Below are 14,467 nucleotides of genomic sequence, written 5' to 3'. Positions count from 1 at the left end.
GTAAACAATTTCAAGCTATAAACTGTAAATTATCAATACCATTACAGACATCCTTAAAACTTTAAGGTTTAGCGATCGCCTAATTTATGAAAAATACAGCTCATACAGTTACTTTTATATTACATTGCAAATATCTATGTAACATGTAAAGATGCCAGCGCTCATTGCTATAAGTAATAAGTAATAAGTAATAAGTAATAAGTAATAAGTAATGAGTAATAAGTAATGAGTAATGAGTAATGAGTAATGAGTAATGAGTAACGAGTCAAAATTATATACAAATAATTTGGTTTGTCGAGGGTTGGGAGACCAAACCCCTACGGTCTGAAATTCTACCGATACTACCGGATTTGATATAAGGAATTGATCAAGTTCATACAAAAAAGATATAGTTACTAATTAAGTAACTATATCTTGAGATTTAGGGTTTATCGAACATCAACTAATGTAACTATTTGTTGAGTTGAACCTAAAACTGGGCGAATCTTTCTCCCATTGCGCTTCGTAGGTTCGTCCATGGATTGAACCTTAGCCGCAAACAGGTAGGGACGAATTTGAGTGTTCTCAGGAATTTCCTCGAAAGCAAAATACAAAGTGACAGGCAAATTGTGAATTGCTTGACCAGTAATATAACCAACTAGAGCGTGTTCAAAACTATGGAAAGCATTTTTCCAGGAGTGTTGCTTAGGCATACTCAAGTCAGGAAGATTATTCTTTGCACTTACCCAGTGCCAAGTACCACCATGTTCGTGGTCTATCATATACTTAAACCAATAAGCATAGGTAGTGGGCAAGTATTTAGCGTAAGAAGGATCGCGCAAACTGAAGGTAGCGGCAGTTTGATCCAACTCGGCTAAAATCCACCATTCTTTATCAGTTTCTAACTGACCATATTGATTGATTCGACGACCCCAAGTTCCATCTTCTAGGAAAGCTTCTTCAAAAATTAAAGGTACTTTTTCTTGAGCAAAAGCAGTGAGTTCGTAATGTCCAGTTAATTTACCGATTTCATAGATCAACCATAAGGTTTTAATGGAGTGACCAAAATCTGTATGATCTGTTCCTAACCTTTGTTTGCTTGGATCGGTAATTGCTCCAAAGAAAATATTGTTGTCTGGTGTATAAAACTGCTCGCTCATAATTGTAGCTAGATGCACCAAGTCATCTTCCCATTGGGAGCGGAGGGGTTTGCCATTAAAAGTTTCAGGCAATGTGGGAGTGAGCAACAACATATAACCATAAACTTGGTCAAGTTGAGCTACTAATTCCCGTTGATCCTTACTAACTTTTTGTTCGTTACCATATTCATCAACGTAATCTACATAATCCTCATGTGCCCATGCAAGTAAATCCCATTCTGCATCGTAATAGGTCTCAAAGATATAGTCTTTGAGGGCAACGATATCTTCTAATACATCGGGGTCACGGGTAAGATAGTAGTAGAATCCTAGACCAGCAACAGCATAAGCCATATCTTGACTGATCCTGCGATCTTTACTTGGTAGGCCAACTCCATCTTCAAAGTAGGTGTAAGCACCACCTTCTGGGGCTAAACCATATTCGCGTAGATAATCTACTCCATCTTTAGCCCATTGTAGGTATTCGCTCTTTCCGGTTAGATGGTAAGCAACGCCATAAGCAAAGATTTGTCTTGATTTTGCCCTGATGTACTCTCGATCGAGCTTGACGATACCCGAATCAGCATTTTCAAGTTCTGGACAGGGATTTCTCCAACTGTACAAAGACCCGTCATTGCATCGATAAGTCGGGTAATTGCCAACGGGATCGCCCAGTGCTTCGTCCATTGTCCAAAATGGGAGCAAGTCTTCTTCCAAATGTTGCAGCCAACGTTCGCCTGTGGGAACATCGGCAATAATTCCATCAATATTATCAACAGGATATTGATGAGTTGAGGACACTAATGCTAAAGCTGGTTGAACGCTGGATACAAACAGAAGTGTAAAACTCAGGAATATACTGGCTGCCATCTTAAATAGACGATGGCGAGTTAGGTTGAACATAAGAACTATTGTCTGTTTTGAAGGTGAACAATTCAACTTTCTTGAAGGCCATAGCAATCAAATAATATTCATTAGACATCTCCAGAAAAGAGGCAGTAGGCAGCTTTGCTGTAGGCAGTAGGGAACCCACCCCTAACCCCTCCTGGGAGGGGAAATAATTGATAATTTATGTGTGATAATTGATTTTATTTGGGATTTTTGGAGATGCCCATTAGTTGCTTGCACTTATTGCCTTTACTCAAAATACTATCACGTCTTTTGTTCTTGTCAACAATTTATTTTTTATTAAAAATCAGAGATTTTAGTTGACAAATAATCACCAATAGCTTATATATGAAACAACTATTCTGAAGGAGATGTAGGAATTTAAGAGGACGGCGATCGCCTTAAAACTAAATGATTCAGAATTGTGCTTGATCGCTCTCCTTAACAAGATTAATTAATCAGTTACACTTGATAACAAGGTAGAATTAGCTTGGACTTCAGCTACTACTTCTAAAGTAGTGCAGTAGATCTTTGAGGCAAGTGTATCCGATTCTCACTTGCAGTATGCTAAATAACTGGTATGTTCTTTAGGCACAAGTTCCTTAGTTAGCTATTGATTAAACGTTGCCAGGGTCATTACCGAAACAATATGCAAAAAGTCTATATAGCAGTCGAAGCAAAGATTAGGACATATTAAAAGGTTAAAACTCAGATAACGCAAGATTTTTCCTTCTTGCTTCTTGCTTCTTCCTTCCTTCTTCTGCTATATCTTTTTCACGCCTATGTCTATTGAGAAATCACTGTATCTTCCCGAAACGCTAGGTTCTGAATCCGCTCGTCAGAGGCAGGGGGGGCGTCCGCTTGGCTAAAGGCGCTGTCTGCCGTAGGAAAAACTTGATGGAAGTATTCCGCCAGTGAGTCCTGCTCAGTGCCGAAAGGAGAGAAGTCAGCAACGCCATCGAAAGGTTCTGCTATTGCTTCATCTCTCACCCCGTTTTTGTTGAGGTCTTCTTCCGGTTCAAAATCTCCATCGCCATCGCTATCTGGCTCGCCCAAGAGATCGACACGGTCGAACAAAACTGGATCGGCATTCAAAAAACTGGGGAAAGGATAGCTGTCGCCACCGTCAGCGAGATAGCCAAGAGTAATCGCCCGGAAGGTGCGACTGGGGTCGCCAACCAGTTCGCCATTTTCAGCAACAACATCAGATTCGCCATCACCAGAGACTACTAAAGAGATAACGCGATCGCCAGCATGACGTTCTGGATCGAAGCTAAATTTCAGACCACCGACTTGAGGAAACTGACCGGGGGTTGCACCGGGAGCTGTCTCTGCAACCCCATGTTCGAGTGTCTGTAAGAGTTGTTCTGCCGTGATAGTAATCAGGGTGAGTCCGTCGTTGAAGCGGAGAGAATTATTGATGTCGAGTTCCGAAACCTCTCCCTCTGCTTTGCCTGCCTCCGGATTTGCTTCTGGGGGCAACAGTTCAAAGTCATTGGGGTCGGTGCTGCCACTCGCAGCGTTAATGATGCCGATGTTGGAACGGATGCTACCCCCATGCTTCAAAGCTATACGCGTTTTGGGATTTACCGTTTTGGCGTATGCCAGGTCGGCATCGGAAGTCAGATTGCCCAGATTGGTTTCTTCAGTGCGGACATAGGAGCGATCGCCTCGTAGGAAAACCGTCGTGTCGCCAAAAATGTTGCCATCCTGGGTAGCAATGACTCCATTGAGGGCATCAACGATTTCCACTATTTCCGGAACTGGCGTGCCACCAGTGGCGGAAACCCCCTCTTCGTCAGTGGCATAAGCTCCACTGATGCTAGGATCGATGCTACTGGGTATGAGGATACCTTCGGCATCGAAGTCTACCACCAGGCGACCCACATAAGTATAGTTTGCTTTCGTGTTGACTACAGCGATTGGGTTTCCGTCCGCATCAGTTTTGAGAATAGGATAAGGACCAGCGCTGGTATCTCCAGTGCGGAGGCGGTCTGTTTCATCAGAGAGCAACGTATGAGAACCGCCCGCAACGAGGATATCCACATCTCGGAGGCGGGGTGCAAGTTCGTCGCGCTCGATATTCAACTGTTGCATATGGGACAAAAGAATTACTTTGTTGATGCCCGTTGCTGTCAGCTCGTCTACAGCAGCCTGAATATCAGCAGCCAGGGCGTCGTAGTCCGTATCATTTTCAGGGAGTACAGTTACGTTGCCGGAGGAAGAGATTACAGGTAACAATGGTGTAGTTGCACCGACGATGCCGAACTTTTCACCACCAACAGTAGCGATCGCTGTCCCAGCTAATTCTCCTGCTGCAAGCGTGCTAATTTCTTGTCCGTTTTCCGTCACCCGGTCTGCCAAGTCGGGGTCTGTACCAAAATTTAAGTTCGCGCTCAGATAAGGAAACAACGCCCCACGGTATTCGCCGGAAGGTTGAATGATATCGCTCACTTCCTTGGTGCCCAAATCGAAATCGTGATTGCCAAAAGTGGAGGCTTGAACGCCCAATTGGTTGAGGATTTCGATATCAGCGTGACCAATACCAGCTTTACCTACAGGGGTGTCACTCATGGTCGGGTCGCCGCTTGCAAACAGGAACGGACTGGGGATGTAGTTATCTCCAGAGGAAAGGAAAAGCGTATTGGGGTAGTCCTCTTTGAGAGCATTGAGGACGGCTGAAAAACGAGGGGCGTCTTGCAGAGCTTCCAGGCCAGCTTCAAAATCGGAAGCATGGAGAAGTTGCAGGGTGAAGGTTGTAGCCTCAGACTCAGCAGCAGTGCTGGTGGGAGCGGGTTCGGATTTGCTAAACCAGTCAAACCCTTTGAAGAAGTCGAATAGGTTCCATGCTGTCGCCGGGGGGACAGCGACACTAAAAAAGAAAGTAGTGGTTATTGCGATCGCCACGACATTCCTCCACAGATGCTTCCAAATATGATTAAAAATCATTGAGAAAAACCTCTAAATAACAACATTAACTCTGGACGAAATGTCCATAGGTTTAGTTTTTTTGCGATGGCCTCTGGTTAGGAAGCGTTCAGCTCCGCTGGTGCCGGAGGCAATCGCCCTATTGCAGGACCTAAACTCAGTCAATGGGTCAGGAAACTACCAAACCATGTGAAAGATTCAAATCGAAAATCTATGTTGGAGCAATCCTAATGCAGATTGATTACATCAATTTATCGTGAATTGTTTGGCTAAAATTTTCCTAAAGAATAATTTTAGTTTTGTACTTTTGCCAAAAATCCGGTTGAACAGTCGTCATTGCGACGATAGGAAGCAATCTCAAGGATGCGCGGAGATTGCTTCCTTCCACTCCGTTCCACTCGCAATGACTTGGGTATATTAATTATCCGGATTTCATATAACGCACCCTATTAGCTGGACTATCCGAGTTTAATTATTCATTATTAATTATTCATTATTTAGTTAGCCCAAATTTTTCACAAGCCGAAAACCAATGTGAGTGGTTCCTGTATCGGGTGACTGAGACTCCCGTGCAGCCGGACGGTATCGACTGCAATAGTTGGGCGCACAGAGGTGTGAACCACCCTTAATCACGTGTACTGCACCTTCACCAGGTTTTTTGGGGTCAAAACTTTCGCCTTGCCTAGGACCTTCTGGATTAACGCTATGAGCCATATCCTTTCGTTCAACCTGATACCAGTCCGCTGTCCATTCCCAAACGTTACCCGTCATGTCATACAAACCGTAACCATTTGCCTTGAACGAACCAACGGGAGCAGTTCCCAAGTAGCCATCTGCTTTCGTATTTAAAAAGGGAAAAATTCCTTGCCAGGTGTTGGCTTTTTTGGCAGAATATTCTTGACCCCAGGTGTAAGTAGATTCTTTTAAACCACCTCTGGCAGCATATTCCCATTGAGCTTCAGTGGGAAGTTGTTTTCCTGCCCACTTGGCGTAAGCTAAGGCATCTTCGTAGGCAATATGAACAACGGGATGTTTTTCTTTCCCCCTAATATTGCTATCGGGGCCGTAGGGATGTCGCCAGTTTGCGCCCACAACCCAATGCCACCAACTCAGATAAGCGACTTGTTGAATACCTTCTGCGGGAGGTTCAAAAACAAGGGAACCGGGGGTTCGCTGTTCATCAGGTAAATCAGGAAATTGTGATTTTGATAGGGGACGTTCGGCTACAGTAACGTAACCTGTATCTTCAACAAATTTGGTAAATTCGGCGTTGGTAATTTCGTGGGAGTCAATGCAAAATGAACTGACACTAACATTTTCTACAGGTAGTTCTTCGATAAATTCTGGTTTATCTGACCCCATTTTGAAATCTCCTCCGGGAATGAATTCCATATTTTCGGGACAAGTTGAAGAGGGAACGGCAAACGCACTCGGACTAAAAATAGTAACAGTTAGAATAAAAACACTGAGAACAATTAGGAGTTTTGGAATATAATTTTGAGAATTATTCATCATTTGAGTTGCAGAATCCTTTTTCTGAGGTGGAAAATAGCTTTGGACAGTTAAAATTTACGCATCGATTTCCTGAGCTTCAAGAGGATAAGTACCTTCTGCATCATGCTTTTCTTTCCCATACAATGGCGGATTAAAAACACAAGCGAAGCGCATTGTAGTTTTAGCTCGTAGAATATGCTTATCATGCTGATTTAAAGCATAAAGAGTCCCAGAAGTAATAGGATATATGCTGCCATCCTCAAGAGATTCCACTTCTCCTTCACCCTCTAAACAAAACACAGCTTCCCAATGATTGCTATACCACATGCGGGTTTCCGTATTTGGGTAGATAGTAGTGATATGAAAGGAGAATCCCATACCGTCTGCTTTCAACAGCAAGCGAGTACTTTCCCAAGTTTCGCTCACAATACGTCTCTCTGTCTGTTCACATTGCTTAAGGGTACGAACGATCATAATTTATGCTCCTCAAATGATTGATTTTCTAGAATATTTACCATGCATGATTTCGTTGATGCTATCTTCGAGAATATTGAGTCCCAACGCTAATTCCCGTTCGGAAATTGTTAACGCTGAGAGACACTTAATCACCTGTCCTTGTCTACCTGCAGTTTCGATTACTAACCCTTTTTCAAAGGCTTTTTGCATTATTTTACAGGCTAGGTCACCATCTTGACAATCCAAGGCTTGGATCATCCCTCGTCCCCTTACAGAAAAAATATCTTCCCAGTTATTTTTTACTATGTTTTCTAAGCGGGTATGCAATATTGTTCCTTTGTCTCTGACAGAATCAGAAAAATGAGTATCTTGCCAATAGATTTCTATGGCTGCTTTAGCAGTAACAAAGGCTAAATTATTACCTCGAAAGGTTCCGTTGTGTTGTCCTGGTTTCCACTGATCTAATTCCGGTCGTATGAGTACCAGTGAAAAGGGAAGTCCATAACCACTTAAGGATTTGGAGAGAAGAACGATGTCAGGAGAAATTCCCACTTCTTCAAAACTAAAGAACGAACCAGTTCTGCCACATCCTACTTGAATGTCATCAATAATTAAGAAGACATTATGTTTCCTACATACTTTTTCTAAAGCTTGCAACCAGGCAAAGCTTGCTACATTGACTCCACCTTCTCCCTGAACTGTTTCCACGAGCACCGCCGCTGGAAGATTTACGCCACTGCTTGTATCGGAAAGAACCTGATCCAAGTATTCTGCTGTATTAACTTGAGAGCCAAGGTATCCGTCGTAGGGCATAAAATTCACCCCGGTTGTAAGAATTCCGGAAGCCTCCCGATAGTAGGCATTAGCTGTTGCCGCCAAAGAACCAAGAGTTACCCCGTGAAAACCTCCGGAAAAAGCAATAATATTTTTCCTTCCTGTTGTGTTACGGACAATTTTCAAAGCAGCCTCGACAGCATTGGTTCCTGTTGGTCCAGGAAACTGCACTTTATATTTTAATTGTCTGGGTTTGAGAATTATAGATTCAAAGGTTTCAAGAAATTTCTGTTTGGCTCCACTCATCATATCGAGACTGTGAGCAATCCCATCTCTGTTTATATAATCCAATAGTCGTTCTTTTAGTTTTGGATTATTATGACCGTAATTTAATGTCCCTGCTCCGCTAAAAAAATCGATGTACTTAATCCCTTCTTGATCTTCCAGAATAGACCCCTGTGCTTTCTCGAACACTGTAGGAAATGAACGGCAGTAGCTTCTTACATTCGATTCCAATTGATTAAAAATTTTCATGGTTTTATTCACTTGATTTCTGTTATTAAATTTTGAACATTACCTCAAAAACTACATGAATAACTCAGAAGCTAACTTCACTTCGTATAAATTTTCCCATTGATGATAGTTGGATAGAGAATCACAAAAATCAACTTGTCCTACTTTTTTAATTTCTAAACCATTTTTATGAACGGCTTTTGAAATAGCACTAAAACTCTGGTAATTGTCTGGAGCAATAGAAACATGAAGAACATGACATTCCTTATCTATAGCGACTTTTATAGCTTGTTCAAAGAGGGAACCACCTAAATTTTGACCTCGGTAAGCAGGAGCGATCGCCAACTGCCAAACGTAAAATATTTTACCTCCCTCGTCAATGATACCTGAAATGAAACCAATAATTTCTCCATCTTTTTCCAAAATGAAGCAAAGACCTGCAAAATACTTGAATAACACCCAGTAACTAAATGGAGTATGGTAATCAAGATTCTCGATCGTATGGATAAATTGACGAATCGCGTCAACATCGCGTTCTTGACAATTTCTGATTGTAATAGTCATGCCAAGTTTTTCCCCAAGTATGATTTTATATTAATTAATATTCGCCAAGCTGTTGACGCTGCATTTCACTATTTGTATATATACCAGCGCGAAGCGCTTGGTGTTGAAAAAAGGGAAAATTCCTTGCCAAGTATTAGCCTTTTTCGCAGAGTATTGCTTTCAAATCCCGGCTACAGTGAGCCGGGAGATTCACCTAATCGCTATCCTGTTTAAATCTATCCCTGCAAAAAACTCAAAGGTTAGTTATTAGACTCAGGTAAATAATTTTGAGGAGTTGCGTCAAGTGTTACGCCGAACGAGCAATATCTAGTAGTTATCCGGCAATAGTGGTATTTGGTCTATTAGGGTGTCATCGTCATCCTCTAGCTCCCAATAATCGTCATTGAAATCGGGTTGCCCCTGAGCATCTATGAAATAAGGCTGGATTTTGAGCCACTCGCTGAATTTCTGCTCTTTTGCGTAGGCAACAAGCCGCGCTTCGAGATATTCCACGATATCTACTTAGTTGAATAACGTTTATCAATTTGCTGAATGATTGTGTCCCAAAAATCTTCTTGAGCCACATTTTCAATAGGTTGGGCAGGCAAGGGTGTGGGTTTGTCCGGCCATGGCAATACAGGTATTTGGTCTAGTGGAGTGTCATCCTCTACCTCCCAATAATCGTCATCGAAATTGGTTTGCCCCTGAGCCTCAAAATCCAGGAAATAAGGCTGGGTTTTGAGCCACTCGCTGAATTTCTGCTCTTTTGCGTAGGCAACAAGCCGCGCTTCGAGATATTCCACGATATCTGGATGCTGCCAAGCAACATTGTTCTGCTCCTTCTTGTCCTGAGATAGATCGAATAGCTCGGTCTTACCAGGAAGAGTTGCGTACTTGATCAGCTTCCAATTGCCTTTGCGAATAGCCCCGCGATATGCCTCGACATTGATCAAAATGTCCTCATGGGGTGAGAGAGCCCCTTCCGCAATGGTCGCCCATGCGTTTTTCCCGTCAAAAGGATGACCGGGACTGCCCTCAACACCGGCAAGAGCCAGTAGAGTAGGCATGATATCTACATGATGTAGAGGTTCGTTCACCTTTTTTTTCTGGAATTGGGCTGCTGGCCAGTTTACTATAGCAGGTACACGGACTCCGCCCTCGTAAAGGGTCATCTTACCACCACGGAAAGGCGCGTTAGAAGCTGGCGGTTCCTCTGCATGGTCGCCGCCACCTGGTGCGGAGAATTTTGTTTGCTTAATGCCACCGTTGTCGGTAGAGAAGTAGATCAGGGTGTTCTCTCGCATACCTTCCTCTTCGAGAGCGTCCAGCATATAACCGACCTGCTCGTCGAGAATGGTTATCATCGCTGCGTATTTGCGCTGATCCAGATTCTCATCACCCGGAAACAGATCATCAGCCTCATACTCTGCGACATCTTCTGGAGGGGCTTGCAATGGAGTGTGGGGGGCCAGGGAAGAGAAATAGAGGAAAAACGGTTTCGACTGGTCATGTTGATGGATTAGCTTGACAGCTTCTTCCCCAATCAAATCGGTGTAGTAGCCATCTTCGGGTGCTACAATGTCTAACTTTTCACCGTTGCGCTGCCAGTCAACTACACCTGCACGCTCCTTGGTATTATAATCTACCTCACCTACGACGTTGCCATAGAAGTGGTCAAAGCCACGATTATTAGGCCAATAATACCGCTCGGCGTGGCCGAGGTGCCATTTGCCGACCATTGCCGTTTCGTAACCAACTTCTTTAAGAGCTTCAGCTAAAGTCACCTCATCCAGAGGCAATCCGTAGTCGTGTCCGGGGAAGATCACATTAGTCTGTAAGCCGTAGCGCATGGGGTGACGCCCTGTCAACAGTGCTGCTCGTGCTTGAGTGCATAGGGGCAAACCGTAGTATGATTCCAACTGCACGCCTGTCTTAGCAAGCTTGTCGATATTCGGTGTCAGTATCTTGCTGCCTTGATAGCCTAGATCGGCATAACCCAGGTCATCTGCCAAAATCACAATGATATTAGGCTTAGGCGCTTCGGTCTTGGGCAGAGGATTGGGGACAAAAGGAGGCAAGGTCCCCAATGCCAGAGCATTGGGGACAAAAGGAGGCAAGGTCATGATGGCCAAAGCCATGACTGCCAAAATAAAACGTCGTAAGATCCAGTTCATAATGGTTTTAAATCCCATAGATCAAATCTAATTGTTTGTTGTTTGAATTGAAAAAAGCAGAACATCTTTGAAGTTGATAGAGCGATCGCCTGACTATATTTCCAGGCGAAACTCAAAACTCAATTGAGAATGCCAACTCGCGAGTCCGAGACAGCAGTATCTGTCAGTCGGGATAGAGTCTTATTTGCTTCCTCAGAACCCTATCACTTTGACTGAATTGAACACCGTACGAATAAAACTGTAGAAAATCGTGACAGTTAAATTCTTAATATTGGATTAACCAATACTGGCTGTACGGCACAGCTCACTATTCCCATCCTCCGGAATGCTACGCAAACGGCAGTAAAAGCCCCTGGGAATTTCTTTCTAATTATCTGAATACTGCCATTAATATCGGCATTAATCACCTTGCCAGTTGAACTTCTGAACAAACCGCGCTTGACTCGCTTTCCTGCATAGTTTTGATGCTGACAAGGTGTTTCTAAGTCTCAAGTCATATAGCAGTCGAAGCAAAGGTTAGGACACATCAAAAGTCTAAAACCCAGATAAAGCCAGATTTTTTCTTCTGCCTTCTGTCCTCTGCTTTCTGCCTTTTGCTATACCCACTGCGTAGGACAACAGAGTAATCCAAAGACTTGAATATTACTTTAGTGGTAATCTATTTCTTTGAATAATCAAAAATCCCAACTTTTTAAAGTATAGAAATTAAATAACTATTTTAGACATAACATAATCTATACTTATCAATAGTTGGTTTGATTATTTTTTATAAATTTTTTTATAAATGCTTATGTAAAGAGGAGGTTTGTTGATGGATATAAACAATAGTAAAACTAACCAAACTACTAAAGATGCTCCGAAAACAGGTAATCAGAAGATTCTCTCGAAATCCTTTACAGATGTGGATAATTTCAATGATTTTTTGATCCCTCGCAGGCGGGAAATTACACAACTAACTTGTGGTTATCTTCAAGCTGAGTTTTTCTTAATTCAGGTTGGTGATATATATTTCCTTTTTCGTCAAGTGAATCAAGGGATTCAAGCTTTCGGTGAAGGTTGGAAGGAACACATATCTTTTGGGATCTCCTGTGTTGAGAATGATGAAGGATTATACTCCTACCGTAGGTTTGTCGATCCTCAAAGAACTATTTTTGGTTTCAATGGAACGGGAGCGGATCTAATAGTTCCTAAAGGTGGAGCGATGATGAATATTGCAATCCCGAGGAAAACTTTTCATGCTTATGCAGAACAACTACAACGGTACGATCTCGATGATAGTTTCCTAAGTAAAAATCATGTGAATTTGCTACCAACTGGGATGAAAGAAATTAAAGGTTACCTGAAACAACTATCTTGGTTAGCAGTACACCAACCGACTTGGTTACAAAAACCCCACATTGAAAAACTCGTTACCGATGATTTCGTTCCTTTGTTGATTAGTAAGATTCCCATTAAGTTAAATTCCAAGTCTTTCGTCAAACCTTCCCGAAGAGCAAAGTTGATTTCCCAAGCAGAACAACAGATGTTAGCACACTTGGAAAAACCTCTGACCTTAAAACAACTAGCTCAAAATTTAGGGTCTAGCAGTTCTGCGTTATTGTATGGTTTTCAGGACTTATTTGGCATCAGTCCCATGCGTTATCTCAAGGTACAACGACTTAATGCAGTGCGAGAACACCTGAAGGCAAGGGAACCAGAAAATTGCACTATAGCTACCCTCGCTAGTCAATTTGGGTTTTACAGTCCATGTCATTTTACTAGAGATTACAAAACCATGTTTGGGGAGTTACCTTCAGAGACGTTGGGAAAGAAGGTATAGGAGGCGATCGCTAATATTGTCCACTAGATATAGCAATCCTAAATAAGTTCTAATATAGAATCCGCTTGAACAATGGTCCCTATCGACGATAGGAAGCAATCTCATATCAAATCCGGTTAAACAGCCATAGAATGGTTAAGTTAGGAGGAGTCAACCCACCCCAAGCCCCTCCCTGGAGGGGAAGTCAACCCACCCCAAGCCCCTCCCTGGAGGGGAAGTCAACCCACCCCAAGCCCCTCCCTGGAGGGGAAGTCAGCAGGAGAGAGAATTACAAAGATGAGCGTAGTTATGATGATTGGAGAATTTTTTTATGTTCAATAAAACGGATTTGATATTAGCCCAAATTTTTGACGAGGCGAAAACCACCTTTAATCCCACATTCCGCTGAAAAATACTTTAACTTCTGCTTAACTCAAATTCAAATTCCAAACCATATTGTACCATTCTTGATTGATATAGAGCATCAAGAATCATGTTCTCTTCTGAAGAAAAGTGGTTTTTCCAATCTCCGACTATTCCCTTTCGCATATGTTTGGGAATACCTTCTCGCTGGGGAACCCAATCCAAATTAGCCTTCGGATTGATCGCCATTGCCGAAAATTTACTTGCAGCAACCACAGCATCCAGTAAATCTGAAGTTAAGGGGATATCTATAAAGCTAGCAACATCGGTAACTACTTGAGCTAAATCCTTTTTCATATCTTCGTACTTGACAAACATCACATTATCTGAATTTTGGCTAGCTTTCCACCACTCCCAAACGTGATCGAATATCAAGCCATAGGCAACTTTACCTTCAACATATAGCTGAAAAAATTCCTTCCAACTACCCTCGTATCCCATTTTGCTGCAAGCATGATAATAATAGGAGACAGCATTGTCCTTGGGATTGCGAGCAACATAAATATATTTGGCTTTGGTTTCTCCAAACATTGGCATCAGAGACAAGGGTAAATGACTGTGAAAGTAACGGCGATCGCCACTATTTACGATCAAATTATCCAAACCTCCATAACGAGTTGCAGCACCTTCTAGCCAAGGAACTGCTTCACTCAATACTTTATCGCCTTGCTCTCCATTGTTAGTAAGCAAGTGAACAATTTGCTCCATCCATGTCGTACCAGATTTAGGATAGGCTACTACAAACGTATCCCGATCGCCGACTCTAAAATCCTTAAGCGCATCCATTTCCTTCTGGGTAATGAACGCAGGAAAGACAATTAGACCTTCTCGGTTTTTACCATCCTTAACCAGTGCTTGCTTATATTGTGCCATGTGTTAAATCCTACTACTTGTTACCAAATCCCAACAACTTTGGGTAGTTGATATAACTAATTTTACCCAAACGGGTCGAGTTGGTTAACGCTGAGACGTTTTGATAATTTGATAATTTTATTTATTGGCGGGGCTTTGTTATATCATGTCCGGTTGAACAGTTATAAATAAACGACGAAGGAGTCAGGAGACAGCTATACTGGAGACAGGAGGGTAGAAAGAAGAAGAAGAAGGAGAAAGAAGGAGAAAGTTTTTTTTATCACTAATTATCCGGACATGATATTACACAAAAGAGGATTAGACGGTATAAATAGTATCAAGAATAGTACAAATTAGTAGATACTCGTGAAGTCCAATCAGGAAAACCTCTGTAAGCAAGAGAAGTAAAAGTCACGAACAAAATCATTTCTTTTAACATTATCTTAAATCTTAAAACAAAGGAACTAGAGTCTCAATCGTGAATTTGATAATTTTGTACAACTTCA

9 protein-coding genes are annotated in these 14,467 nt (G+C 42.3%); 1 reads left to right on the top strand and 8 read right to left on the bottom strand.

Annotated features, from left to right (window positions below):
• Positions 1-428 precede the first annotated feature (428 nt).
• The 7 genes from F6K27_RS12985 to F6K27_RS12955 form a co-directional block, all read right to left on the bottom strand.
• A complete protein-coding gene (locus F6K27_RS12985; protein ID WP_287276621.1) occupies positions 429-2,021 on the bottom strand; it encodes an AGE family epimerase/isomerase in 1,593 nt (530 codons plus the stop codon).
• Positions 2,022-2,792: 771 nt separating this feature from the next.
• Positions 2,793-4,955 (bottom strand): bifunctional metallophosphatase/5'-nucleotidase, encoded by a 2,163-nt coding sequence (locus tag F6K27_RS12980; RefSeq protein WP_287276619.1) that lies wholly within the window; start codon positions 4,953-4,955, stop codon positions 2,793-2,795.
• 480 nt (positions 4,956-5,435) lie between these two features.
• The gene (locus tag F6K27_RS12975) at positions 5,436-6,326 is read right to left on the bottom strand and encodes a formylglycine-generating enzyme family protein (RefSeq protein WP_287276623.1); all 891 of its coding nucleotides are present in this window, start codon (positions 6,324-6,326) and stop codon (positions 5,436-5,438) included.
• 177 nt (positions 6,327-6,503) lie between these two features.
• Positions 6,504-6,902, bottom strand: coding sequence for an ectoine synthase (locus F6K27_RS12970; protein ID WP_287276617.1), 399 nt, complete (start codon positions 6,900-6,902; stop codon positions 6,504-6,506).
• Positions 6,903-6,914: 12 nt separating this feature from the next.
• Entirely contained in the window at positions 6,915-8,204 is a 1,290-nt protein-coding gene (ectB, locus tag F6K27_RS12965) for a diaminobutyrate--2-oxoglutarate transaminase (protein WP_287300876.1), read from the bottom strand.
• Between the two features lie 39 nt (positions 8,205-8,243).
• Positions 8,244-8,735, bottom strand: a complete 492-nt coding sequence (locus F6K27_RS12960) for a GNAT family N-acetyltransferase (protein WP_287276613.1) — start codon at positions 8,733-8,735, stop codon at positions 8,244-8,246.
• A gap of 497 nt (positions 8,736-9,232) precedes the next feature.
• The gene (locus F6K27_RS12955; protein WP_287276609.1) at positions 9,233-10,906 is read right to left on the bottom strand and encodes an arylsulfatase; all 1,674 of its coding nucleotides are present in this window, start codon (positions 10,904-10,906) and stop codon (positions 9,233-9,235) included.
• Positions 10,907-11,699: 793 nt separating this feature from the next.
• Between F6K27_RS12955 and F6K27_RS12950 the strand changes: the two genes are divergently transcribed.
• Positions 11,700-12,707, top strand: coding sequence for a helix-turn-helix domain-containing protein (locus F6K27_RS12950; protein WP_287276608.1), 1,008 nt, complete (start codon positions 11,700-11,702; stop codon positions 12,705-12,707).
• A 396-nt stretch (positions 12,708-13,103) separates the two neighbouring features.
• Here F6K27_RS12950 and F6K27_RS12945 read toward each other — a convergent pair whose 3' ends face one another.
• Entirely contained in the window at positions 13,104-13,982 is an 879-nt protein-coding gene (locus F6K27_RS12945) for a sulfotransferase domain-containing protein (RefSeq protein ID WP_287276606.1), read from the bottom strand.
• Positions 13,983-14,467: the final 485 nt, after the last annotated feature.

The sequence above is a fragment of the Okeania sp. SIO2F5 genome (genome assembly GCF_010692685.1).
Classification (GTDB): domain Bacteria; phylum Cyanobacteriota; class Cyanobacteriia; order Cyanobacteriales; family Microcoleaceae; genus Okeania; species Okeania hirsuta.
This window is presented reverse-complemented; position numbering and strand designations above follow the sequence as displayed.

What these genes read in the sequence shown, in the direction of transcription:
- F6K27_RS12985 (WP_287276621.1), bottom strand. Translation starts at nt 2,021, where the DNA reads ATGTTCAACCTAACTCGCCATCGTCTATTTAAGATGGCAGCCAGTATA.
- F6K27_RS12980 (WP_287276619.1), bottom strand. Translation starts at nt 4,955, where the DNA reads ATGATTTTTAATCATATTTGGAAGCATCTGTGGAGGAATGTCGTGGCG.
- F6K27_RS12975 (WP_287276623.1), bottom strand. Translation starts at nt 6,326, where the DNA reads ATGGAATTCATTCCCGGAGGAGATTTCAAAATGGGGTCAGATAAACCA.
- F6K27_RS12970 (WP_287276617.1), bottom strand. Translation starts at nt 6,902, where the DNA reads ATGATCGTTCGTACCCTTAAGCAATGTGAACAGACAGAGAGACGTATT.
- F6K27_RS12960 (WP_287276613.1), bottom strand. Translation starts at nt 8,735, where the DNA reads ATGACTATTACAATCAGAAATTGTCAAGAACGCGATGTTGACGCGATT.
- F6K27_RS12955 (WP_287276609.1), bottom strand. Translation starts at nt 10,906, where the DNA reads ATGGGATTTAAAACCATTATGAACTGGATCTTACGACGTTTTATTTTG.
- F6K27_RS12950 (WP_287276608.1), top strand. Translation starts at nt 11,700, where the DNA reads ATGGATATAAACAATAGTAAAACTAACCAAACTACTAAAGATGCTCCG.
- F6K27_RS12945 (WP_287276606.1), bottom strand. Translation starts at nt 13,982, where the DNA reads ATGGCACAATATAAGCAAGCACTGGTTAAGGATGGTAAAAACCGAGAA.